Origin of the sequence: Allomuricauda sp. F6463D (assembly GCF_023015965.1) — a bacterium.
In the GTDB taxonomy this organism is placed as follows: domain Bacteria; phylum Bacteroidota; class Bacteroidia; order Flavobacteriales; family Flavobacteriaceae; genus Flagellimonas.
This window is the reverse complement of the sequence record NZ_JALKAN010000004.1, coordinates 96,423-122,062: the sequence shown is the minus strand read 5'-3', so window position 1 is coordinate 122,062 and position 25,640 is coordinate 96,423. Positions and strand designations below refer to the sequence as shown.

Below are 25,640 nucleotides of genomic sequence, written 5' to 3'. Positions count from 1 at the left end.
ACATGAAAGCACCCTTTAAAAACATTCAACAACAATTGCAAATGAACCGTGCTGTGGTCCTGGCCGTGGTCATCGTTTCCGGAATGGTCTGCATCATTTCCATAACCATGGTAACCCGAATGCACAGGGCTATGCTCAACAGTGCCTTTGTGGTGAGTGATATGGGGGATATCATTCCCTTGGAACTGGTGGACCAACGAGAGCATCTGGAGGTCGAGGCCCTTTCCCATTTGGAGCGGTTCCATCAATGGTTCTATGGGGTCGATGCGGGCAGTTATGGGGACCATATGGAAAAGGCCCTTTGGTTGGGCAATGGTTCCGTGGACGCGCTTTACAGGCAAAAAAAGGCCAATGGTTTCTATAACCGATTGCTACAATATTCGCTGGTACAACAGGTGGAACGAATCGATTCCACTATTGATATGAACCAAAAACCCTATCGTTTCGAAACGCGGACGGTGTTCCATATCAACCGGGGTACCGTTACGGACACCTATGAACTGCTCACCTCGGGCCGATTGATTACAGTGGAGCGCAATTTTCCGCACAACCCGCACGGCCTGTTGATCACGGACTTTTTTGAAAACTCCTTACGTAAAATGGACATCAATGAAATTACAGCAAAATAAAATCGTATTTGTACTGCTCCTGGCCTGTGTGGTTCTGTTCATCACTGCCTATTCCATAATGACCTTTGGCAAGGACACGAAAACTGAATTGGACCCCGACCGTATACCTGTACCCGACCTGAAGGAAAACAATACGGAATATGCATCCAAATTGGAAGCCCTGGAGGCCATCGAGGAGGAAAGGGAATCTTCCGCCCCCTCCATGTATCCGGACCATATGGTGGATGACAAGGGGTATTTCAATCCGGACTACATGGAATATGAAAAGCATCGAATCATCGATAGCATCCTTGAGACAGGGCAAGGCAAGTATCCCAAAAACCTAAACCCGAAACCTACTGCCCGTCCGCTTGTCAAAGAACAAAAAAACAACCTACCTGAAACTGCCCTGCCCGAACCAAACAAGACCGATCCTGAAGTACTCGGTTTGGAACACCAGCTATTTTTTGCCTCGAATCCAGAAACCGTAAACCATACGTTGGAAGACGGGCTCAAGGTCCGGGTAGATGGCATGCAAACGATCAGGGAGGGGCATCGTTTGGACCTACGGCTCTCTACCGATGCCATTTTCAATGCAATCCATCTATCAAAGAACACCAGGGTATATGGTTTTGTAAAGATCCGTCCCAACAGGGTCATGATCGAGATTTCCCAAATTGGCGATCAAACCATATCACTAAAAGGATATGATGCACAGGATAGGATGGAGGGCATTTATGTGGAGAACCACCTACGGGGTGAGATTGCAGCTCAAAGCTTGGACAAGACCATTGGCGCGGTCAATATTCCGGGCATCCCACAACTGGGTGGTATCAAAGGAATCTTCCGAAAGGATAACCGAGCCATTAAAGTGTCCATCCCGAACAATTATCAGTTAACCTTAAAACCCTGACCATGTATTTAAAACAAATCTACCTTATCCTCATTATCACAGCAATTTCGATAGAGACCCATGCACAAAAAGCCTTGGATACATTATATGCCAACGAACATCAAAATGTGGCCCTGTTCTTTCCAATTCCCATCCAAAAAGCAGTAACCGGACATCAAGGTTTTGTATTTACCTATAACCGGGAAAAGGAAGGATACTTCGGTCTATTGCAAGCTGTGGAGGGGAAAACCAGTAATTTATTGGTCATGACATCAGATGGCAGGGTCTATACCTTTCTACTGCAATATGCAAAAGAACTGCCCCAATTCAACTATTTCATCGGATTGGAAAAAAGTATCGGGAATGCATGGCCCTTGCCAGAGAAGAAGGCAATTGAAATGAAAAAAGCAACCCATGACCCCGAACTCATAAAAAACTGTAACCTTCTTTTAGATCAAAAACATGGTATACTAAAAACCAAACGTAAAAATGGAATACGATTAGGGTTGGAAAGCATGACCTATAAGGATGACAAGATGTATTTGGTATTTGCCATACAAAACAGCTCGACGATCGATTTCGCAATGAACTATCTGGATATCCTGAGAAAAATCGGCACCAACAAACGAAGGACGGCCTACCAAGGGTTATCAATAGAACCAATATTTCGTTTTAAGCAACCAAAGACTATTAAAAGCGGTGAGACAAAACGGTTTGTATATGTACTTCCCAAATTTGTTCCAATCTCGGGTGAAATAGTTTTGTTTGATTTGAATGAATCGAAAGGTAGCAGAAAAACTGTTTTAAAATATCGGATTAAACGCTTTTAAACTTCAAATGTGGCAGTGAGATACGCAGAGCCAATAATTCCCTAAATCCTTGATTCACTCAATCACTTCTTCCAAGAACCGGATATAGGCAGTGACCTTTCTATGGTAATCCTCAACACCGTACACACCCATACAGAGAAGTCTTTTTTCCAACCGTGCGTATTTTTGCATATCAATCCCATTACTGTTGGTCATATAGTTGGCAAATAATGTTTTTTTAAAGTCAGTGGAATGGTAGACTTGTTGCGCTAGTTTCAATGAATATACCATAGTAATCAAGGTCTCAATCCAAAGATTTGATGGAGCTCCCCATTGATGTACTTGTCCATTTTTTTCCCATGGACAAATACGCCCATTCCCAAAATAGTCCCCTTAAGTGGGCAAAGCTCCAATTCCACAAAAAATTTATCAATGGCATAGAGTATAAACCAACAGTCAATGGATTTATAGGAAGTTAGGAAAATACCATCTTCCCAAAGGATTTCCCATTGTTTGTCCTTACACAAGGCCATATAGTCATATATTCCCATCAATATTCAACTTTAACATCCGTATATTCAAAATAATCCGTGGCTTCAGATTGGTTGCCAACGGCATGTTTACCACGGAGCTTTCCAACGGTATGGGCGGTCAATTCCGATTCGGGATAGGGTCTTAAAAGTTCCTCCAGTTTCTTTTTGTCAAGTTCATCCCTGTATTCGACCAACCATTCATCTTCCAATGCGTCGGGTAAAATGACCGGCATCCGTGGGCCTTTGAGTTTTGGGTTGTTGTGTATTTCGGCCATCATGGGATTCCCTTCCGTGGTCACTATGGAAAAGGTGTTCAATACTTCCCCCGTTTCCTTGTCCGTCCATTCGTTCCACAGCCCTGCCAATGAAAGGGGCTTTTTGTCTTTTCGGGATATGTAATAGGGGACGGTCTCTTTTCCGTGGTGGTGGTGTTCGTAAAACCCATCGATACAAATGATGCAGCGCTTGTCCTTTGCGGACTTTTTAAATGAGTTTTTCTCAAAGATGGTCTCTCCCCGGGCGTTCAGGGTCTTGTTCCAGATATCCTTTTTGTCCCTGGCCCAACTGGGGACCAAGCCCCATTGGGACACCACGGGATAGTTCGGACTATCATGAGTGTATATGAACATTTTGGGGTGCTGAAAACCGGTCACATGGAACAAGGGCAGGTCCGTTTCCCTGACCAACTTTTCCTTGATCTCACGGATACTATGTTCATCCGCATTTCGCATGGCCCTTTTCAATTGAGATTCCAACTGGGCTTTGACATCGTAGCACATAATTGAGGTTGTCTGATGATACTGGCATTAAGATACCTATATCTTTTATCACTTCCAATAGTGGATCAGGGATAAAAACTTTTACGCTTAACCGCTCACCTAATGACCCTCATACCAAAATTTCTCCTGTCTTTAGTTTCCTCCTTTTGATTTCCATCCATTAACTTCTTCAAATGTGACATATCCTTGCTTATCTTCTTTTCAAGTACCCTGGCATATTTCTTAGTGGTCGATAGTTTGGTGTGTCCCAATAGTTTGGAAACGGTTTCAATCGGCACATTGTTCATTAGCGTAATGGTCGTAGCAAAAGTATGTCGGGCCACGTGGAAGGTCAGGTATTTATCGATACCGGCCTTTTGGGCAATGGTCTTTAGATACTTGTTCACTTTTTGATTGGAAAACACCGGGAGAAGGGTAGATTCATTCTCATGCTTTGGATGGTCGGCATATTTTTCCAAGATACATTTGGCCTGATATAGGAGCGGTACCTTTACCGGTGTCTTTGTCTTTTTACGTTTGACATTGATCCATAGGTCACCATCGATACCCTTGACAATATCTCCTTGCTTGAGCAGCTTTACCTCAATATAGCTCAATCCGGTATAGCACGAAAACAAGAAAATGTCTCGGACCACATGGATTCCCGACTCTTTGAGCACCAAATCTTTTAATTTTTGGATATCCTCCTCTTCCAAGAAATCACTGTCATAGGATTCAAACTTCATGGTATAAAGGGTAAAAGGATTTTGGGGCATACACCCAAACTTAAAAGCAAGGGTGACCAGCTTTTTGAAACGCTCCATATGTTTCATAATTCCATTATTGCTCAAGGATATATTCTTGACTATGGACTCACAATTTCGCAAATAGGTCTCGAATTCCAGAATAAAGGCATAGTCGATAAAGGCCAATTTGATATCTGCGCTCCGATATCTCTTTTTGACAAATCGCAATAGATAGGTTTCAGTGGCCGAGTAGTTTTTGATCGTGCCCTTGGCCAGCTTGGGCATTTCATGGATGCGATGGAATTCTATGATATCTTTTAATGTTCGGACCACCTTGTCCTTTCCAAGGTAGCGCAACTTGATGATCTTCGCATTGACCACCGCTCCCTCGGCCATTAACTGCCGATGGCATTCCATAAGTTTGGCATGGACATCATCAAGATATCGGTTGATACTGTTCGCCTGATTGGCACGATGATCGATTTTACCCAAAATAGGACACCATCGTTCTTCTAAAGTTGTTCTATGGACACTGAGGTCTGAATATCTTCCCTCAAATCTGATTCGGGCGTAAATGGGAATCCGCCCATCTTTTTTTCTGGCCGACTTTTTTAGCCAAAAGCTGATACTGAATGAATTAGAGCTGTTCATGTGCTTCGCATTAAATGGAACAATCCGTTAAGCGAAAGTCAAATCACACGAAAAATCGAATCAGGAAGTACAAGTTAAGGAATTATCCCCGACAAAAATAGGACATCATATAGGACATCCTCACCCTTGATTTCAGACCAAAACAAAGAAAGCCAGAAAATATTAATTTTCTGGCTTTCAATTAATTATGGTTTTGATTGTTGTCAATTAAACCATAAATGTCGGGGTGGCAGGATTCGAACCTGCGACCTCCTGCTCCCAAAGCAGGCGCGATAACCGGGCTACGCTACACCCCGAGGTGTATTGGAAAAAGCGGAGAGACCGGGACTCGAACCCGGGCAGCACTTACGCGCTGACAGATTAGCAATCTGCTCCGTTACCACTCCGGCACCTCTCCTGTTTTTATAAGATCGTACATTCTGAAAATGCGGATGCAAATGTACCTTTTCAGAAGTAAGATCGCAACTATTTTTTGATTTTTTTAATGGAACTTTTATCACTACCCTGCTATTCAGGATATTCCACCCTCAAATGATAGATGTTTGTAAGCTTCTGTTTGAGCACTTTTTTCACCATTTCTATTTCTTTAAGTGTAATATCGGCATTTAAAAACTGATTAGCCTGCATTTGTCCTTTTACTATTTTCTCCACAAACTCATCAATTATGGTAAAAGTTGGGTTTTTTAAGCTTTTAGAAGCGGCCTCAACAGCATCCGACATCATTAGTATAGCTGTTTCTTTAGAAAATGGAATTGGCCCCGGATATTTAAAGTTATCTGGATCAGTCCCTTTATCCAACTCTTGCTGTTTTTTTAAAAAATAATAAACCACTGTGGTTCCATGATGGGTTCTTATAAAGTCAATGACCCGATCTGGAATTTTATATTTCCTTGCTATTTCGATCCCATTGATTACATGATTAATTATAATTTTAGCGCTTTCTTTTGGAGGTAGGTCATCATGTGGATTCACATTGGTAATCTGGTTTTCGGTAAAATAGGTAGGCTTCTCCATTTTACCTATATCGTGGTAGAGTGCTCCTACCCTAACCAACATGGCATTGGCCCCGATTTCGTTAGCAGCGGCCTCGGCAAGGTTGGCTACCTGAAGCGAATGATGAAACGTACCAGGTGCCTTGTCCGAAAGTTCTTTGAGCAATTTAGAATTGGTATCGGATAGTTCCAACAAAGACACATCGGATATAAGTCCAAAAACCTTCTCAAACATATAAATAAGTGGTTGTACAAAAAGGGTCAATAGACCGTTCAACACAAAAACCCCAAACAATGTCCATTCAATATTTTGAAGATTACCCTCATGAATGGCGTGAAATGCGAAATAACCAACGATATAGATGAAGGTAATCTGACCTACCGATATAAATAGATTCGCTCTCTTATACAACTCAGAAACGGTTAGAATGGTAACTATTCCTGCAATGATCTGCAAAAAGATATACTCAAAACTATTGGGCACCACAAAACCAAGAATCAAAACGGTCAAAACATGGACAAACAATCCCAATCTGGCATCAAAAAAGTTTTTTAATATCAATGGTAAAATACACAAGGGAACCATGTAAATGTAGTTTTCGTAATGTTTTACCATCAAGGTTGTGGCAACTACCATCAACAAGATATTAAAGAAGATAAAAGTTACTTTATTGTTGTTCAGAAAAATTTCAATCCGATACCTTTTCAAGAAAAGAAACAACATGATCAGAACCAGTGCAACTAAAATCGTATAACCGAGAAGTATAAAATAATAATTGCTTCCCATCCAAAGCTCGGATTCATACTCGTCCTTTAAAGAATTCAGTATTTTAAAATCTTCAGATTCCACAATTTCTCCCTTGGCAATAATCAATTTTCCTTGGTCTACTTCGCCTCGGGTATACGAAATCTTTGAAAGATTATCATTCAGTGCACTCTCTGTTAGGGTGGCATCATACAAAAGATTAGCCTTAAGACGATTTCTGATGATTCCCTGCAAACGATCAAGACCCGAAACATTTTCCCTAGGAAGGTATTCGACCACCTCCTTTTTTGCTTGTTCAAGATCTAAATAATCACTTGTGGCAATCTGCTGGGCCTCATTGTTTTTTACTACAACAGTAGATTTTGATTGTGGTATATCTTGAAAGATTCCGGGGGTATAAATCATTTCTACCGCCTCTGGCGCCAGTTCCAGTAAAGATTGTCGCTGGAGTGATGAAAACCCTTCTGATTGAAACAGCACGTTCAGGTCTTCCAAAACCGCTGCCTTGACATTGGAAACTATGGAGGCATCAAAGGTGTAGTAATCAGTTTTATTTGTTCGAATGGATTCTTGCTCGTCCGCTATTTCCTGTTGCGTCTTTTGTATGGAAAAATCGATGGGAGCATATAAATTCTCATATTGCCATGGTTTACCTTTCTGAAAATCATATTTAAATTTACCTCCCTTTGGGAAAAAAAATACGATAATGGCTATGGAAACAACATACAGGAAATATTTGTAGACCAGCGATTGGTGTTTATAAACGTTATCCAAAGTTTTTCCCATTACATAAAACTGTTAGTTTCAAAAATAGAAAATATATATAAGATGTCCGCTGCATATGACACTTATAGGTTTGCTTTTAAATTTAGTATTTTCGCAATAGTAAAAATGTACATATGAAGAAAGTAGTAATAGTCTCGGCCGCAAGAACTCCAATTGGAAGCTTTATGGGCGCTCTATCCTCTGTTCCCGCTCCAAAATTAGGAGCTGTGGCCATCAAAGGTGCCTTGGACAAAATAGGTCTTGAGCCAAGGTTGGTGGAAGAAGTATTGATGGGCAATGTAGTACAGGCAGGAACTGGACAAGCACCCGCCAGACAAGCTGCAATTTTTGCTGGAATACCAAATACAGTGCCCTGCACAACTATTAATAAAGTATGTGCTTCGGGCATGAAAACAATTATGCAAGCAGCACAATCCATTGCTTTGGGGGAAAACTCTATTGTAGTGGCAGGGGGCATGGAAAACATGAGTTTGATTCCTCACTATGTTCATATGAGGAAAGGAACCAAATTTGGCCCCTCAACCTTAGTGGATGGAATGCAAAAAGATGGACTTGTTGATGTATATGACCAAAATGCCATGGGCGTTTGTGCAGATACTTGCGCAACCGAATATGAATTTAGTAGAGAAGACCAAGATGCATTCGCTATACAATCTTATAAAAGGTCGGCCGAAGCATGGAAAGCTGGTAAATTTGATGATGAAGTAATTCCAGTTGAAGTGCCACAAAGAAGAGGCGAGCCTATTATAGTGAATGAAGACGAAGAATATAAAAATGTAAAATTTGAAAAAGTTCCCGGGTTAAGACCTGCTTTCTCCAAAGATGGTACAGTTACCGCGGCTAATGCATCCACGATTAACGACGGTGCCGCTGCCGTTGTTTTGATGAGTGAAGATAAGGCCAAGGAGCTTGGAATTACTCCTTTAGCAACTATTAAAGGGTATGCCGATGCAGCCCACGAACCCGAATGGTTCACAACGGCTCCCGCAAAAGCGCTTCCTAAAGCGCTGGACAGGGCCGGTGTTTCTATTGAGGACATCGATTTTTTTGAGTTTAATGAAGCTTTTTCCGTTGTTGGGCTGGCCAATATGAAGATTCTTGGGCTCAATGATAAAAATGTAAATGTAAATGGTGGCGCTGTAGCCTTGGGACACCCTTTGGGATGCTCTGGAGCCAGAATCACGATTACATTGTTGAACATATTAAGACAAAATAATGCCAAACTTGGAGCTGCAGCCATCTGTAATGGCGGTGGTGGAGCTTCATCAATCATTTTGGAAAGAAATTAGTGATTCAATCCGTACAGTAAATGCAATATGGAATTTGTCCTCTAAGTATTGTTCCCGTTAGAACACATCCGGACGATTGTGCCGAAATGTCTTCCCAATTATTATATGGGGAGCACTTTAAAATATTGGAAAGTAGAAAAAAATGGAGCAGAGTTCGGACGGCTTATGACAATTTTGAAGGTTGGATTTCCAACAAACAACTTACCTATATTTCTGAAGGGATTTTTAACGAAATAGAGGTATTGAAACCTCATAAAATATGCTCCGATGTCATATCCCATATTTGTACGGAGGATGGTATACTGCTACCTATTCTTATGGGCTCTATGATGAACACACTCCCAATACTGAATCACACCTTTGAAGGAAGTAGTCATTCAGGAAAAAAACCAAAAAATGGTCTGGTGGATACGGCTATCCTGTATTTGAAAGCACCGTTTTTAGCAGGGGGTAAAACTCCTTTTGGAATAGATTGTTCCGGGTTCACCCAAATGGTCTACAGAATCAACGGACATTCACTGGCGAGAACCGCAGCGGAACAATCCAAACAAGGTGAGGCATTAAGTTTTATAGAAGAGAGCGAGCCTGGTGATCTCGCTTTTTTTGATGATAACGAAGGAGTAATCAACCACGTGGGAATCATATTACAAAACAATTACATTATCCATGTAAATGGCCACGTTCGAACAGATAGAATAGATCATACTGGAATCTTTAATTCGGAAGAAAAATTATACACCCATCAACTAAGGGTCATTAAAAAGGTGATATAAAAAAAGCCCCAAAGTTATTGGGGCTTTTTTACTGAAGAGAAGAATTACTATTCTCCCAAAAGCTTTTTAATCCTCATGAAGTTTTCATTGTCACCCAAAGCTCCATAAATGTTTTTCAATTGCGTTAGGATACTTTCATTGTCCGGATTGGACTGAAGAGCATCTTCCAAAACAGTTGCTCCTTCTCTAAAAAGGCTATCCTTTTTTTCTTTAAGCTCATCATATTTAGCAATGTCTGCTTTTGAATTTCCCAAAGCATTCATTTCATCAATAAGCCCATTTCCTTCATTAACATAAGTAGTGGAAAGGTTTAATAGAGCATTGATATAACCTGGATCAATAGCCAATGTTTTTTTATAAGCATCCCTAGCGTCCTCTAGGTTGCCTTGCTCCATATTGATTACACCAATATTATAAAGCAAATCGGCGTTATCTGGAGCCATTGCAGAGGCTTGTGCCATTAAATCTTTAAACTTGTCCTTATCGCCCATTGCGTAGTACAAATTAGCTTCTCCCAATACCAAATTCACATCATCTGGGTTTTCAACCCTTGCATCAGCATAAGCTTCTACTGCCTTTTCATTGTTACCCATTTGTTGGTAGATCAATGCGATGTTCTTTACGATCTCAGGTTTTTTTGAAGGACTAACCTCTTCTTTTGGGTCTTTGTGAGTTCCAGCTTTTACATAAAGGTCACGTGTGGCCATATCCATAGTTTCTGTTTCTCCGGACTCTACATTAACTGCTGTATAGGTAACAGACTCTCCGTTGTATCCCACATCCTTCAGTTCTGTATAATATTTTAAAGCTTCGTCATAATTTTGTCCATTTACAGCACTGCTAGCAGCATAATACAGATAAACTGTATCTTTTGGGCTAAGCTTATAGCTCATATAAAGCTTCTCTGCAGCTTCACTAAACTTCTTATTGTTGTTGTCCTCTACTGCAGAGTTAACCAAATCAGCCGTCATTTGAGACATTTTCTCTTGTGCCACAGCACTAAATTTGGATTTACCACTGGTTTCTTCCACAGCAATCACTTTATTATAAGCATCTACTGCAGATTGAAAAGCGGATACATCGCCTTTCTTGGCCAATTCGTAATTAGCATTTCCCAAAAGTGCATAATACTCGGCCTGATCTTTATCTTTGGCCGAATCTATGGTAGATGCTGCACTTGTCAAAGCCGCTTTAGCAGCTGCTGCATCACCATCTTTAAGCGCCTTTTCCGCCGTCTTCATCTCATCCTTCTGAGCAAAGCCCATTACGGAAACTCCTATGGCTAATAGTGTTAATATTCTTGTTCTCATGTTTAAAATTGAAATTATTTAGTGTTTATTTATTATTACTTAGTTGAATTTATTCCTTTTCATCGGTATTATTATCAATAGCCGTGCCATCTTCCCCCTTAACTTCGATGTCCCTTATATCGACTTCGTCCACTGGATCATCCTCTTTCATTACTTTGGCAACTGCTGCTATGGAATCATTGTCCTTAAGATTGATTAAACGAACTCCCTGAGTAGCTCTTCCCATCACCCTTAAATTTTCAACCCCCATTCGAATGGCGATCCCTGATTTGTTGATAATCATTAGATCATCTGTATCCGTAACATTTTTAATCGCGACAAGACCACCTGTTTTTTCGGTAATGGAGATGGTTTTAACACCTTTTCCACCCCTATTGGTTATACGGTAATCCTCTATATTGGATCGTTTTCCATAACCTCTCTCGGAAACCACCAAAATATTGTCCTCAAAATTATGTACAGATACCATACCAACAACCTCATCATTGTCATCAGCGAGCCTAATACCCCTTACACCCGATGCATTTCTGCCCATTGGCCTTGTTTTGGATTCTTCAAAACGAATGGCTTTTCCTGATTTAAGACCAAGGAAAATTTGACTTGTACCTGTTGTTAATTTAGCCTCTAACAGTTCATCATTTTCTTTAATGGTAATGGCATTAATTCCATTTTGACGTGGTCTCGAGTACTGCTCCAAAGACGTTTTTTTAACTGTACCCATTTTGGTAGCCATAATCACAAAATGATTGTTCACATATTCCTCATCCTTGAGGTCTTGTGTACAGATAAATGCTTTTACCTTATCATCCTGCTCAATATTGATCAAATTCTGTATCGCTCTACCTTTGGATGTTCTACTTCCTTCCGGTATTTCAAATACACGCATCCAGAAACATTTTCCTTTTTGGGTAAAGAACAACATGTACTGGTGATTGGTACCCACGAACAAATGTTCCAAGAAATCCTCATTTCGGGTAGAGGATGCCTTTTGGCCCACTCCTCCCCTATTTTGGGTTTTATACTCCGACAAAGGAGTTCTTTTAATGTACCCGGCATGGGAAATGGTAATCACCACTTGTTCATCCGGTATCATATCCTCAATACTCAAATCACCTCCGGCGTAATTGATTTCAGATCTTCTATCATCACCATACTTCTCCTTAACCTCAAGAAGTTCATCTTTGATGATCTGCATCCTACGTTCTTCCTTTTCAAGAATATCTTTTAAATCCTCGATGGTATTTAAAAGCTCTGCATGTTCCTCACGTAATTTACCTTGTTCCAGACCAGTAAGTTGGCGCAATCGCATTTCCACAATGGCCTTGGCCTGAACTTCGGTAAGTTTAAAACGTTCAATTAAACTGTTACGGGCTTCCTCAACATTGGAGGAACCTCTAATAATGGCAATTACTTCATCAATATTGTCCGAGGCAATTATAAGACCTTCTAAAATATGTGCACGATCCTCTGCCTTTTTAAGCTCGAATTTGGTTCTACGAACCACTACTTCGTGCCGATGTTCCACAAAATGATGAATGATTTCCTTTAGGTTCAACAATTCCGGCCTGCCTTTTACCAGCGCAATATTGTTAACACTAAAAGAAGATTGAAGGGCAGTGTACTTATACAACATATTAAGTACAATATTCGGAATGGCATCTCGCTTCAAAATATAAACAATACGCATTCCGTTCCTATCGGATTCATCCCTAATAGTGGAAATACCTTCTATTTTCTTTTCATTGACTAGATCGGCGGTCTTTTTGATCATATCCGCCTTATTGACTTGATAAGGGATTTCTGTAACAACTATGCTTTCCTTCCCTTGAACTTCTTCAATTGTTGCTTTCGCCCGCATGACCACACGTCCTCTTCCCGTATGGAAAGCTTCCTTTACACCATCATATCCATAAATGATTCCCCCTGTTGGAAAATCAGGAGCTTTGATGTGCGTAATCAGCTCATCGATTTCGATATCGCGGTTCTCTATATAGGCAATTGTACCATCAACCACCTCTGATAAGTTGTGTGGAGGCATGTTTGTGGCCATACCAACCGCTATACCGGAAGCTCCGTTTACCAATAAGTTTGGAATCCGTGTTGGAAGTACCGTAGGCTCTTCAATGGTATCATCAAAATTAAGTTGATGCTTAACGGTATCCTTGTCTATATCCGCCAACATCTCCTCTGCAATCTTGCGCATCTTGGCCTCGGTATAACGCATTGCCGCTGGGCTGTCCCCATCAACGGAACCAAAGTTACCCTGACCGTCTACTAGCATATACCTAAGACTCCATTCCTGGGCCATACGCACCATAGTATCATAAACCGAAGAATCACCATGTGGGTGGTACTTACCTAAAACTTCCCCAACAATACGGGCAGACTTTTTATGAGAACTATTGGACCTTACCCCCAAATCGTGCATTCCATAGAGCACTCTTCTGTGAACAGGTTTTAAACCATCACGAACATCTGGCAGGGCACGTGACACAATGACCGACATTGAATAATCAATGTAGGCAGATTTCATCTCATCCTCTATATTAATAGGAATTAACTTTTCTCCTTCCGCCATGCTTATCTATTATTGTTTTTTTTGTGGTTAAATTATCATGGCAATATACAGAAAATAGCAGCCTTTATAACGCTTTACGAATAGTTTATTAAAAAAATTATCAACAGTGAGTAGTTTATCAACAAAGCGATAATAAAGCTTTGTTAAAACACGGTAAAACATCAATTATTCCGACATTTACAACTACTTTATCGAATAAGGGTACGGTATTTGACCACCGTAACAATACTTTTATTAATTTTAATTGCTGAAAAGGAAACGTATGGACGATAATTTTTCCCCCCGCGTAAAGGACGTTATAGCATACAGCAAGGAAGAAGCCCTGAGACTGGGCCATGACTTTATTGGCACGGAGCACCTTATGCTAGGTCTATTAAGAGACGGGAATGGCAAAGCCATTAATATTTTGGATGCACTTGATGTGGACTTGGACCACCTTCGTAGAAAGGTGGAAATACTGAGTCCCGCAAATCCCAATACAGGAACAATACAGAAGGATAAAAAGAATCTTCATTTGACCCGACAAGCAGAACGGGCATTGAAGACCACCTTTTTGGAAGCAAAACTCTTCCAAAGTTCTTCTATAAACACAGCACACCTGTTGCTCTGCATTTTAAGGAACGAGAATGATCCCACAACTAAACTGTTGCACAAACTGAAAGTGGATTACGACAACGTCAAAGAACAGTTCAAATCCATGATCACCAGTGATGATGACTTTATAGATACCCCCCAGGCAGAATCTTTCCCTGGAGAATCAGATGATATGGGAGATGGTAAAGAAAGTTCTTTTAGTTCCGGTTCATCTCAAAAGGGCAATAAAAAATCCAAGACACCTGTTTTGGACAATTTTGGGCGAGACCTTACCCGTTTGGCAGAGGACAATAAATTGGACCCGGTGGTTGGAAGGGAGAAAGAAATAGAACGTGTTTCCCAAATACTTAGCCGAAGAAAAAAGAATAATCCATTACTTATAGGTGAGCCCGGAGTTGGTAAAAGTGCAATCGCTGAAGGATTGGCCTTGCGCATCATCAATAAAAAAGTATCTCGGATACTTTACAACAAACGGGTGGTAACTTTAGATTTGGCTTCTTTGGTTGCAGGTACAAAATACCGTGGCCAATTCGAGGAACGAATGAAAGCCGTTATGAACGAGTTGGAGAAGAACGATGATATCATCTTGTTCATTGATGAGATACACACTATTGTTGGTGCCGGTGGCGCCACAGGTAGTTTGGATGCTTCCAACATGTTCAAACCCGCTTTGGCCAGAGGAGAAATTCAATGTATCGGAGCCACTACACTGGACGAATACAGACAATACATAGAAAAGGACGGAGCACTTGAGCGTCGTTTCCAAAAAGTGATGGTAGAACCTACCACCGTGGAAGAGACCATCGAAATTTTGATGAACATCAAAGGAAAGTACGAAGAGCACCATAATGTCAACTATACAGATGAAGCCATTTTGGCCTGCGTTAAACTCACCAATAGGTACATGACCGATCGGTTTCTACCAGACAAGGCGATAGACGCCTTGGACGAGGCAGGATCAAGAGTACATATTGTAAACATGGATGTCCCCAAACAAATTTTGGAATTGGAAAGCCAGTTGGAAGATGTTCGTGAGCTCAAAAACACTGTGGTTAAAAAGCAGAAATACGAAGAAGCCGCAAAACTTAGGGACGATGAAAAACGTCTCGAAAAAGAATTGGCATCCGCACAAGAGCGCTGGGAAGAGGAAAGTAAATTGCACAGAGAAACCGTTTCCGAAGACAACGTAGCCGATGTGGTTTCTATGATGAGCGGTATTCCCGTGAACAGAATAGCACAGACCGAAAGCAACAAATTGGCCGAACTACCCAACCTGATTAAAGGTTTTGTAATTGGTCAAGATGAAGCCGTATCCAAAGTGGCAAGAGCCATCCAACGTAACCGTGCAGGCCTTAAGGACCCAAACAAACCTATTGGTTCGTTTATATTCCTTGGTCAAACCGGAGTTGGTAAAACTCAATTGGCCAAAATACTGGCAAAGGAACTATTTGATTCCGAAGACGCACTTATCCGAATAGATATGAGCGAATACATGGAAAAATTCGCTATCTCCAGATTAGTTGGAGCACCTCCAGGATATGTTGGTTACGAAGAAGGAGGACAGTTGACGGAAAAAGTACGACGTAAGCCATATTCCGTAATTTTATTGGATGAGGTGGAAAAAGCGCATCCAGATGTATTCAACATGTTGCTGCAAGTACTGGATGATGGATTCCTGACCGATAGCTTAGGACGTAAAATCGATTTTAGGAATTCGATAATTATTATGACATCCAATATCGGTGCAAGACAATTGAAGGATTTTGGACAGGGCGTAGGTTTTGGTACCGCTGCTAAAAAAGCACAAGCAGACACTCACCAAAAGAGCGTCATCGAAAACGCTTTAAAGAAGGCGTTCGCACCCGAATTCTTGAATAGAATAGATGATGTAGTGGTATTCAACGCATTGGAAAGAGAAGATATTCACAAGATCATCGATATCGAGTTGAACAAGTTGTATCAAAGAATAAAGGATATAGGGTATGACCTAAACCTTTCCGACAAGGCGAAAGATTACATTGCCGATAAAGGATTTGACAAGCAATACGGAGCCAGACCCTTAAAGAGAGCTATTCAAAAATATATCGAAGATGCACTTGCCGAGGAAATCGTAAACTCCAAACTGGAAGAAGGTGACAGTATTTTTATGGATTTGGATGAGAAAAAAGAAGAACTCACCATTAAAATTAAAAAAGCTGAAAAATCACCCGAAGCTGAAAAGTGATCGTAACAGAACAAAATAAAAAAAGCTGACAATTGTCAGCTTTTTTTATACCTATCAATTACCATACACACGATATTTTAGCGTTTAGTCTATTATTTTTCACCACACTGCCCATGCCCCATAATTTCGTACACGAGACACTATAATTACTTGGGGATGAAAATAACTTCTAAAAAGAAGGCAATGGTGGTACGGGAGTACCAACTAGAAATAGGAACAGTACAGGTATTTGATGACTATATGGTATCTACTTTTGATGAAGGAGCCACCATAACATTAGAAAGAACTTACCAGATTATAGGAATTTCTGAAATACATTTCAGGGACAAGAATTTTGGCTACATAAGCCTTAGACAAAACTCATATGCAATAGATCCAACTGTATACAATTACTTACGGGGATTGGACAATCTTAAAGCCTTTGCCATTGTTTCCAAAAAGGAAATTGATATGCATAATTTCAATATCGAAAAAATGTTCTATAAAAAACCTATGGAATTTTTTATAGAATTTGATAATGCACTGGCATGGGTTCAAAAAAGATTAAAGATTAAAAAAGGAAGGAACAGCGCCTAATACCTCTATGCATTAGTGTCTTTTTGCTCCATTTCAGGCTGACGGAAAAGTTCCATATAAGCACTCCCTATATTTTCTACGATTATTGATGCCTTCAATGCTTCATAACCTTTTGATGAAACACCCAAGTCACCTGCCAAACCGTGCAGATACACACCAAAAACTGCAGCATTTATAGAGGTATACCCCTGGGCCAACAGCCCTGTAATCATTCCGGTTAACACATCACCACTACCTGCTGTTGCCATGCCCGGGTTTCCAGTAGTGTTTACATATCCTTTACCATTGTATATAGTTATTGTATGTGCTCCTTTAATTACAACAACTAAATCATATTTAAAAGCAAATGCCTTGGTTTTTTCCAACTTCTCAAAATCTGAAGCCCAGTAACCAATCAACCTTTCCAATTCTTTTGGATGAGGAGTCAACACTGATAACTTGGGAACATTGGACAGCAATTCAGGGTTTTGGGATAAAATGTTCAAACCATCAGCATCAATTACCAAAGGTGATCCATTCCTCTTTAAAAAAGAATCAAAGGCGGACACAGTATCCTCATCCATGCCAATACCCATACCAATACCCACCGCCGAAGCATTAAAAGGTATTTCTATTTGAGAAATATTTTTTTCTCTAGATCCCGTTAGTACCATTACTTCAGGCACCGCGGTTTGCAAAGAATCATAACCGCATTTTGGTATAAAAGCAGTAACCAAACCACTCCCAACACTTAAACAAGCATTACTTGCCAACTGAACAGCGCCAATTTTACCATAACTACCACCAATAATCACGGCATGACCGTAGGTTCCCTTATGGGAAAATTTACTTCGTGGACGGTATAATGGTAATATTTCGGGTCTTCCAATAAGTTCAAAATCGGTTTCGGCATCAGCAATATAATCTTGATCTAACCCAATATCCAGCAATTCCCATTGGTTTACATATTCCCCTGTTTCCGGTAAAAAGAAAACCAATTTGGGCACCTGAAAACTCAATACGTAACTGGCACGTATAACATAAGAAGAATTCCATGGACTTTGGTTTAAAGGCAAACCTGAAGGAACATCCACGGACAATACAAATGCTTTTGATGTATTGATATGTGCAATTAAATTACCCACCCAAGTATCGGGAGTTCGGTTCAAGCCAATTCCAAAAATAGCATCCACAACAATGTCTTTGGGTGTTATTTCCGGTAAATCACTTTCCTCATTAATAAAGTCTGGCCAAACCTTCGCATCCTTCAAACGCTCCAGGTTCAATAAAAAATCCTTGGACCGCTTTTCACTATAGTTCACCACATACACTTTGATCGAATAACCATGATCGTTCAACTTCCTTGCCAAGACCATTCCGTCTCCGCCATTGTTGCCAATTCCACAAAACAAATTTATATTGACTTGAGTACCGCGCAATCGGGAATGCATCCATTCAAATACCTGTATTGCCGCTCTTTCCATTAATTCATCACTAGCAATCCCCTCTTTTTTTATTGTTGATTTATCAGCTTCATAGATTTGTAATGCGGAAAAAATTTTCATTCGGCAAAAAATATTGATTATTCGTAAGGATTTCACAAAAACAACACCAATGATTTGATGAAGTATTCAAAAGTACTACTTTTATCATCTCATTATAAAGTAATGGAACTAAAACCAACGGATATTAACCTTAATTTGATGAACACTTTTTCATCCATCATTACTATTGTTACCACCACCCCATTGGGGTAAGTCTGCTATATATAATTCCGTCCGTTTTTTAACCTATTTTCAATTTTTTACAATAAAATTTCTTTATGAAAGTCTTAAAGTTTGGTGGTACTTCTGTTGCCAATCCAGAAAATATCAATAAGGTCAAATCCATCCTCAGTAATCAAAAGCAGGTAAAAATTGCCGTTGTGGTATCAGCATTCGGCGGGATTACGGACCTACTGCTCAACGCTTCAAACCTTGCGTCGGAACAAAATGTAAAATATAAAAGTAGTCTCAAAGAAATTGAGGATAGGCACATTTCAGCCATCAGGGAATTAATCCCTGTCAAATCACAAAGTGCCGCCCTGAGCAAGGTCAAAAGTGAACTCAATATACTCGAAACACTATTGGAGGGAGCTTTTCTAATTGGTGAGCTTACACCAAAACTATCCGACAAAATTGTAAGCTATGGCGAATTGCTATCTTCTTTTGTTATTTGTGAATTCCTGAAATCCGAAGGATTGGATGTTATTTTTAAAGATAGTAGGGAACTTATCACTACAGACAATAATTTTGGAAAGGCCAATGTCGAATTTAAAAAAACAAACGCAGATTGCGAGACATACTTTGCATCCAACCAACACCAAATAACCATGCTTCCGGGCTTCGTGGCATCGAGCATTTCAGGAGATTTAACAACCTTGGGCAGAGGTGGGTCCGATTACACGGCCGCTATTATCGCTGCTGCGGTAAACGCAGATATTTTGGAAATTTGGACAGATGTAAGTGGAATGTACACCGCTAACCCTAAACTGGTGAAACAGGCAAAATGTGTTTCAAATATCAGTTACCAAGAAGCCATGGAACTTTCCCATTTTGGGGCTAAAGTGCTTTACCCACCAACAATTCAACCCGTACTGGGCAAGGCCATCCCAATCGCCATTAAAAATACTTTCGACCCAGAAAACCCCGGCACTCTAATTACCAAAAACCATAACGGAAATGGTAAAACTGTAAGGGGAATTAGCCATGTAGGCAACATTAGCTTACTATCTTTGGAAGGACCTGGCATGATTGGAATACCAGGTATTTCCAAACGATTCTTTGAAACTCTATCGCTAAAAAACATAAGTATTGTATTAATAACCCAAGCATCATCCGAGCACTCAATTTGTGTTGGTATAGCTGATGAAGATGCGGACATAGCCGAAGAGGTGGTCAATGAGACTTTTGAATATGAGATTGCAACAAGAAAAATAAAACCGGTCATTGTTGAAAAAGACCTAACAATCGTAGCCTTGGTTGGGGACAATATGAAGAGTCATCAAGGTTTGAGTGGAAAAATGTTCAGCACACTGGGTAAAAACAATGTAAATATTAGAGCAATTGCCCAAGGAGCCTCTGAACGGAACATCTCGGCGGTCATCAGAAAGGAAGATGTTAAAAAAGCGCTCAACTCATTGCACGAAACCTTTTTTGAAGAAAACATAAAACAACTCAATCTATTTGTAATGGGTGTTGGGAACGTTGGCTCAAAATTCTTGGAACAAATCCGTCAACAGAAAACGTATTTAAAAGAAGAGCTCAAACTCAATGTCCGTGTCATTGGAATCAGCAATTCCAGAAAAATGATTTTTGATGAAGGCGGTATTTCCCTGAAAGAATGGGAAAACGCTTTGGCCAATGGAATCCCAACGGATAAAGAAGCATTTTTTGACCGCATTAATTCGTTAAACTATCGTAACAGTATTTTCGTGGACAATACCGCCAGCGCCGAGGTTTCCGAAAGTTATTCAAAATACCTCAAAAACAGTATTTCTGTGGTGACTTGCAATAAAATCGCCTCTTCTTCGGATTATGGTTATTATAAGGAGTTAAAACAATTGGCCAAACAATACAATGCTCCCTATTTGTTCGAAACCAATGTAGGAGCTGGTTTACCTATTATCGACACCCTAAAACATTTAATCGCATCAGGAGATAAGGTTAGAAAAATACAAGCTGTATTATCTGGCAGCCTCAACTTTATATTTAACAGTTTTAATGATAAAACCACCTTTCACGATGTGGTAAAACAAGCGCAGGAACAAGGCTATACCGAACCTGACCCGACCATAGATTTAAGCGGAATAGACGTAATGAGGAAGATTCTTATTCTAGCGCGCGAAAGTGGTTATCAACTGGATATCGATGACATAGAGAATGAAGCATTTCTACCCGAAGAAAGTTTAAATGCCGACTCCAATGAAGCATTTTTTGAAAGTTTGACGAAATATGAAGCTAAATTCCAACAACTATACAATGATGCCGACGCTGTAGATTGCAAGCTTAAATATGTGGCCCAATTTGAAGATGGGAAGGCAAAGGTTGGATTACAACAAATCCCCAAAGGTCACGATTTTTACAACTTGGAAGGAAGTGATAACATCGTATTGTTCTTTACCGACCGTTATGTGGACCAACCCTTGATTATAAAAGGAGCAGGAGCAGGAGCAGATGTAACAGCTTCGGGTATCTTTGCGGATATTGTTCGAATAGGAAATTTTTAAGGTATGGAAGAATTAAAGGTATTTTGCCCCGCAACCATAGCCAATGTTTCTTGCGGATTTGATGTTTTGGGTTTGGCGTTGGATTCCGTTGGCGATGAAATGATTGTTAGAAAAACTTCTAAAAAAGGAATTCGAATCACCAAAATAATTGGCCAAGACCTTCCGCTGGAAACCAAAAACAATGTGGCCGGCGTAGCAGGTTTAGCTCTTTTGGAAAAAAGCGGTTACGACGGGGGATTTGAGATTGTTATAGACAAACGAATCAAACCAGGGAGCGGTATTGGAAGCAGTGCCGCAAGTTCGGCAGGTGCAGTTTGGGCCATGAACGAGTTTTTGGGCAGACCCTTCTCCAAATTGGAGTTGGTGCAATTTGCTATGCAAGGCGAAAAATTGGCTAGCGATGTGGCCCATGCAGACAATGTAGCCCCTGCCATTTTTGGCGGATTCACCTTAGTAAGAAGTTATGAACCGCTCGATATTATTCCCATACCAACACCTTCAGAATTGTACGCAACTGTGATTCATCCGCAGATAGAAATAAAAACTTCTGATTCACGTAAAATTTTAAGGACCACGATATCCATGCAACAAGGCATCCAACAATGGGGCAATTTGGGCGGACTTATCGCCGGCCTCTTCCAAAATGATTATGAACTCATAGGTCGCTCATTGCACGATCATATTGTAGAGCCCATCCGCTCTATTCTAATCCCTGCTTTTGACAATATCAAAACCAATGCTGTAAAGGCAGGAGCACTCGGAAGTGGTATTTCCGGTTCCGGGCCGTCAATTTTTGCCTTGAGCAAAGGCGAGGAAATCGCAACAAGAGTAGCAGATTCCATGAAAGAGACCTATAAAAATATAGGTGTGGATTTTGATATCCATATATCGAAAGTTAACAGCGAAGGTGTAAAAAAAATTGATTGATCCAATGAAATTCCATAGTCTAAATAACAGAAGTAACCAAGCCTCATTCAAAGAAGCGGTCATTGCAGGAATTGCTCCCGACAAGGGACTTTATTTTCCAGAGAGCATAACACCGCTTTCTCAAGATTTTTTTGAAAACATCGAAGAATTGTCCAATCACGAAATAGCTTTTCGTGCCATCCATCAATTTGTCAGCGATGATATTCCCGATAATGCCCTAAAAGAAATCATTTCCAATACACTTGATTTTGATTTCCCCGTGGTGGACATTGAAGAGAATGTTGCTACCCTGGAACTTTTCCACGGCCCCACTATGGCATTTAAAGATGTAGGTGCCCGGTTTATGGCCAATTGCCTGGGTTACTTTTCACAGGGAGAAAAACAAGATGTAACAGTTCTGGTTGCCACCTCAGGGGATACAGGAGGAGCCGTTGCCAATGGTTTCTTAGGTGTCGATGGCGTACAGGTGCTTATCCTCTACCCTAGTGGAAAAGTGAGCGAAATCCAAGAAAAACAGTTGACCACCTTAGGCCAAAATATCGAGGCCATGGAGGTAGACGGTGTGTTTGACGATTGCCAACGTATGGTAAAGACCGCTTTTTTGGATACCGAAATCACAGATCATAAAAAATTGACATCGGCCAACAGCATCAATGTGGCAAGATGGTTACCCCAACTGTTCTACTTTTTGTTTGCCTACAAACAGGCGAAATCAAAAGGAAAAGAAATTGTGTTCTCTGTACCGTCAGGAAATTTTGGAAATATTTGCGCAGGTATGGTCGCTCAAAAACTGGGCATGCCAGTAAAACACTTTGTAGCTTCCACCAATGCAAACGATGTGGTCCCAAAGTTTATGGAAAACGGGGTGTACAAGCCCATGGCATCCATCGCCACCATTTCCAATGCCATGGATGTGGGAGACCCTAGCAACTTTATCCGTATCAGACATTTGTACAAGGACGATCTCGGAACGCTCCAAAAACATCTTTCCTCCTACTCTTTTACAGATAAATCGACCAAAGTCACGATGAAAGCTATCCATTCCAAGACAGGATATGTTATGGACCCTCATGGGGCCGTAGGATATTTAGGGTTGAAAGAATTTCAAAAATCCCATCCAGATACCTATGGTATATTCTTGGAAACGGCACATCCCGTAAAGTTTTTGGATGTGGTCGAAGAAACTTTAGGGTTGACCCCGCAAATCCCGCCACAAATAAAAAAGGTAATGAACAAGGACAAAAAATCCATTTCCATTGCCACGTATGAAGAGCTAAAACAATTTCTACTAAAGCATTAATCTTATTTTGTTAGTTTAAAACTGTCCAAGTGACCCAGTTGTTTTTTTTGGCCTCAATAACCTCGATGGTTATTGTTGTCCTTCCGAAAACAATAAAATGCATCGCATTTGGTTCCTCAAACCCCTTAAAAATAAAGAGATTTAGATTATAGAGGTAATCCATTCCGTTGGCACAATAAAGTTTCTACCATAATTGTTGCTTGTCCCAAATTACGGGTTTGACCAAGGTTTTACCTGTGCACTGCTATGGCTCATAAAAAATCATAGCAGCCTAAAATAAGCGTATCCTCAATTAATTCCATAAATTTGCAAATCGTAAAAACAGAGTCAATGAAAAATACTGCACTTACTAAAACGCATGAAGCATTGGGAGCTAAAATGGTGCCTTTTGCGGGCTACAACATGCCCGTTTCCTATGAAGGCATAAACATTGAACACGATACCGTACGTAAAGGTGTCGGGGTTTTTGATGTTTCCCACATGGGGGAATTTTTGATAGAAGGGCCCAAGGCTTTGGAGCTTATCCAAAAAGTAACGACCAACGATGCCTCCAAATTAACAGTAGGCAAAGCGCAGTATAGTTGTTTGCCCAACGAAACAGGTGGTATTGTCGATGACCTTATTGTATATAAAATCAAGGACGAAACTTACCTTTTAGTTGTCAACGCATCCAACATTGATAAGGATTGGGAACATATTTCCAATTATAATGAAGCTATTGGTGCGGACATGCGAAATATTTCTGATGATTATTCGCTTTTGGCAATCCAAGGACCAAAAGCTGTTGAAGCAATGCAGTCCATAACCTCTGTAGATTTATCATCTATTAAATTCTACAACTTTGTTGTATCGGATTTTGCCGGGATTGAGCATGTGATTATCTCAGCAACGGGCTATACCGGTTCTGGAGGTTTTGAGATTTATTGCAAGAACTCGGAAGTGCAACAAGTGTGGGACAAAGTATTGGAAGCTGGCGCCGATTTTGGTATCAAACCAATTGGTTTAGCAGCTCGTGATACATTACGATTGGAAATGGGGTATTGTCTATATGGCAACGACATTGATGATACTACTTCTCCTTTTGAAGCTGGTTTGGGCTGGATTACCAAGTTTACCAAAGATTTTGTGAACAGTGAAAATCTTGCCAAAGAAAAAGAGGCAGGCCCCAAAAGAAAATTAATCGCTTTCCAAATGGAAGAGCGCGCAATCCCTAGATCGGGATATACAATTTCAGATGTTGATGGCAATGAGATAGGCCAAGTAACCTCGGGAACTATGTCTCCGTCTCTTTCTAAAGGAATCGGACTAGGATACGTCAACACAGAATTTTCTAAAGTCGATACACCTATTCATATACAAATTCGTAAGAACAGTGTTTTGGCAACCATCGTAAAACTGCCATTTTACAAAAACACCTAGTTGTCTTTGGATAAAAAAAAGATTTTAATATTAGGAGCAAGTGGATTTGTAGGCAATGCCATATACAAAGAACTTTGCTCCTATTTTGATACCTACGGCACTTATTTCTCCAATAACTCCTTTGCGGAAAATAAACAGTTTTACAGATACGACTTAGAAGAGGATGATATATTTCACATTCTAGAACAGGTAAGACCGGATATCATCGTATCTTCCCTTCGAGGGAATTTTCCAGCACAGATACAGGCGCATCAGCACCTGATGGAATATATTATAAAGACAGACACCAAACTGTACTTTATCTCTTCGGCCAATGTTTTTGATGCCTACAGCAAATTCCCATCATACGAGCATGACAAAACACTATCTTTAAGTGTTTTTGGACGGCTCAAGATAAAAATTGAGAACATGATTATGCGGTTGCCAAAAAACAAAGCCGCTATTCTTAGAGTGCCCATGGTTTTTGGAAACGCTTCTCCAAGAATCAAAGAAATCAAGGAAAACATAGCAAACAATGAACCTATTGAAGTTTTCCCCAACCTCATCATCAATGTAACCAATGACGATAGGCTCACCCAACAAATCCATTACCTGATCAACAGGAACAAAACGGGTATTTTTCATTTGGGTAGCAGCGACCTTATTCAACACGAGGAATTTATAAAGGAGGTTATCGAACATCTTGGTAACTATCACCCAATCTATAAAAGGGTGTATACAACCAACGAAGACCGTTATTTGGCGGCCCTGCCCAAGGATAATATCTTGCCAAAAAACCTTCGTATTAGCTGTCAAGAAATTATTGACCATCATCTTCCTGTATAGTTTTCTTTTCGCTGTTTAATTGATTATCTTCTAGGAAA

21 protein-coding genes and 2 tRNA genes are annotated in these 25,640 nt (G+C 40.4%); 13 read left to right on the top strand and 10 right to left on the bottom strand.

Going from position 1 to position 25,640, the window contains the following annotated elements; all coding sequences use genetic code 11:
• The first annotated feature begins 2 nt into the window (after positions 1-2).
• From MWU56_RS15595 to MWU56_RS15585, 3 genes are read left to right on the top strand one after another with little or no spacing between them, the layout of a single operon-like run.
• Positions 3-629 carry a conjugal transfer protein TraK gene (locus MWU56_RS15595; RefSeq protein WP_247045971.1) on the top strand — a complete coding sequence of 209 codons (627 nt, stop codon included), beginning with the start codon at positions 3-5 and terminating at the stop codon, positions 627-629.
• Positions 610-1,521 carry a conjugative transposon protein TraM gene (gene traM / locus MWU56_RS15590; RefSeq protein ID WP_247045969.1) on the top strand — a complete coding sequence of 304 codons (912 nt, stop codon included), beginning with the start codon at positions 610-612 and terminating at the stop codon, positions 1,519-1,521. The genes MWU56_RS15595 and traM overlap by 20 nt, the downstream gene beginning before the upstream one ends.
• A gap of 2 nt (positions 1,522-1,523) precedes the next feature.
• The gene (locus tag MWU56_RS15585) at positions 1,524-2,330 is read left to right on the top strand and encodes a DUF4138 domain-containing protein (RefSeq protein ID WP_247045967.1); all 807 of its coding nucleotides are present in this window, start codon (positions 1,524-1,526) and stop codon (positions 2,328-2,330) included.
• Positions 2,331-2,384: 54 nt separating this feature from the next.
• Here MWU56_RS15585 and MWU56_RS15580 read toward each other — a convergent pair whose 3' ends face one another.
• From MWU56_RS15580 to MWU56_RS15550, 7 genes are all read right to left on the bottom strand, one after another.
• Positions 2,385-2,600, bottom strand: coding sequence for a hypothetical protein (locus tag MWU56_RS15580; RefSeq protein ID WP_247045965.1), 216 nt, complete (start codon positions 2,598-2,600; stop codon positions 2,385-2,387).
• Positions 2,601-2,605: 5 nt separating this feature from the next.
• Entirely contained in the window at positions 2,606-2,860 is a 255-nt protein-coding gene (locus MWU56_RS15575) for a hypothetical protein (RefSeq protein WP_247045963.1), read from the bottom strand.
• Positions 2,860-3,621, bottom strand: a complete 762-nt coding sequence (locus tag MWU56_RS15570) for an SOS response-associated peptidase (protein WP_247045961.1) — start codon at positions 3,619-3,621, stop codon at positions 2,860-2,862. Before MWU56_RS15570 ends, MWU56_RS15575 begins: the two co-directional genes overlap by 1 nt.
• A 95-nt stretch (positions 3,622-3,716) precedes the next feature.
• Complete coding sequence (locus MWU56_RS15565; protein ID WP_247045960.1) at positions 3,717-4,997, bottom strand: site-specific integrase; 1,281 nt, start codon at positions 4,995-4,997, stop codon at positions 3,717-3,719.
• A 221-nt stretch (positions 4,998-5,218) separates the two neighbouring features.
• Positions 5,219-5,293 (bottom strand) — tRNA-Pro (locus MWU56_RS15560).
• A gap of 17 nt (positions 5,294-5,310) precedes the next feature.
• A tRNA-Ser gene (locus MWU56_RS15555) sits at positions 5,311-5,394 on the bottom strand.
• Positions 5,395-5,504: 110 nt separating this feature from the next.
• On the bottom strand, positions 5,505-7,541 hold the full coding sequence (locus MWU56_RS15550; RefSeq protein WP_247045958.1) for an HD family phosphohydrolase: 2,037 nt from the start codon (positions 7,539-7,541) through the stop codon (positions 5,505-5,507).
• A 113-nt stretch (positions 7,542-7,654) separates the two neighbouring features.
• Between MWU56_RS15550 and MWU56_RS15545 the strand changes: the two genes are divergently transcribed.
• Both MWU56_RS15545 and MWU56_RS15540 read left to right on the top strand, forming a co-directional pair.
• On the top strand, positions 7,655-8,830 hold the full coding sequence (locus MWU56_RS15545) for an acetyl-CoA C-acyltransferase (protein WP_247045956.1): 1,176 nt from the start codon (positions 7,655-7,657) through the stop codon (positions 8,828-8,830).
• Between the two features lie 20 nt (positions 8,831-8,850).
• Positions 8,851-9,603 (top strand): C40 family peptidase, encoded by a 753-nt coding sequence (locus tag MWU56_RS15540; RefSeq protein ID WP_247045954.1) that lies wholly within the window; start codon positions 8,851-8,853, stop codon positions 9,601-9,603.
• Positions 9,604-9,650: 47 nt separating this feature from the next.
• On the opposite strand, the gene MWU56_RS15535 is transcribed toward MWU56_RS15540, so the two are convergent.
• Together MWU56_RS15535 and gyrA are read right to left on the bottom strand one after the other, a co-directional pair.
• On the bottom strand, positions 9,651-10,913 hold the full coding sequence (locus MWU56_RS15535; RefSeq protein WP_247045952.1) for a tetratricopeptide repeat protein: 1,263 nt from the start codon (positions 10,911-10,913) through the stop codon (positions 9,651-9,653).
• A gap of 49 nt (positions 10,914-10,962) precedes the next feature.
• Positions 10,963-13,491 carry a DNA gyrase subunit A gene (gene gyrA, locus MWU56_RS15530; protein ID WP_247045951.1) on the bottom strand — a complete coding sequence of 843 codons (2,529 nt, stop codon included), beginning with the start codon at positions 13,489-13,491 and terminating at the stop codon, positions 10,963-10,965.
• A 262-nt stretch (positions 13,492-13,753) separates the two neighbouring features.
• Between gyrA and MWU56_RS15525 the strand changes: the two genes are divergently transcribed.
• Positions 13,754-16,309, top strand: a complete 2,556-nt coding sequence (locus MWU56_RS15525) for an ATP-dependent Clp protease ATP-binding subunit (RefSeq protein ID WP_247045949.1) — start codon at positions 13,754-13,756, stop codon at positions 16,307-16,309.
• Positions 16,310-16,465: 156 nt separating this feature from the next.
• The gene (locus tag MWU56_RS15520) at positions 16,466-16,885 is read left to right on the top strand and encodes an STAS/SEC14 domain-containing protein (protein WP_247045947.1); all 420 of its coding nucleotides are present in this window, start codon (positions 16,466-16,468) and stop codon (positions 16,883-16,885) included.
• A gap of 5 nt (positions 16,886-16,890) precedes the next feature.
• On the opposite strand, the gene MWU56_RS15515 is transcribed toward MWU56_RS15520, so the two are convergent.
• The gene (locus MWU56_RS15515) at positions 16,891-18,429 is read right to left on the bottom strand and encodes an NAD(P)H-hydrate dehydratase (protein ID WP_247045945.1); all 1,539 of its coding nucleotides are present in this window, start codon (positions 18,427-18,429) and stop codon (positions 16,891-16,893) included.
• Between the two features lie 57 nt (positions 18,430-18,486).
• Here MWU56_RS15515 and MWU56_RS16585 point away from each other — a divergent pair, with 57 nt between their 5' ends.
• The 6 genes from MWU56_RS16585 (at position 18,487) to MWU56_RS15490 (ending at position 25,602) form a co-directional block, all read left to right on the top strand.
• Positions 18,487-18,621, top strand: a complete 135-nt coding sequence (locus MWU56_RS16585) for a hypothetical protein (RefSeq protein ID WP_262917844.1) — start codon at positions 18,487-18,489, stop codon at positions 18,619-18,621.
• Between the two features lie 65 nt (positions 18,622-18,686).
• Positions 18,687-21,131 (top strand): bifunctional aspartate kinase/homoserine dehydrogenase I, encoded by a 2,445-nt coding sequence (gene thrA, locus MWU56_RS15510; protein WP_247045944.1) that lies wholly within the window; start codon positions 18,687-18,689, stop codon positions 21,129-21,131.
• Positions 21,132-21,134: 3 nt separating this feature from the next.
• Positions 21,135-22,058, top strand: coding sequence for a homoserine kinase (locus tag MWU56_RS15505; RefSeq protein WP_247045942.1), 924 nt, complete (start codon positions 21,135-21,137; stop codon positions 22,056-22,058).
• A gap of 4 nt (positions 22,059-22,062) precedes the next feature.
• Entirely contained in the window at positions 22,063-23,358 is a 1,296-nt protein-coding gene (gene thrC, locus MWU56_RS15500; protein ID WP_247045940.1) for a threonine synthase, read from the top strand.
• Between the two features lie 330 nt (positions 23,359-23,688).
• Positions 23,689-24,777: a glycine cleavage system aminomethyltransferase GcvT gene (gene gcvT, locus MWU56_RS15495; RefSeq protein ID WP_247045938.1), complete on the top strand. Its 1,089-nt coding sequence runs from the start codon at positions 23,689-23,691 to the stop codon at positions 24,775-24,777.
• 6 nt (positions 24,778-24,783) lie between these two features.
• Positions 24,784-25,602, top strand: a complete 819-nt coding sequence (locus tag MWU56_RS15490; protein WP_247045936.1) for a sugar nucleotide-binding protein — start codon at positions 24,784-24,786, stop codon at positions 25,600-25,602.
• Positions 25,603-25,640: the final 38 nt, after the last annotated feature.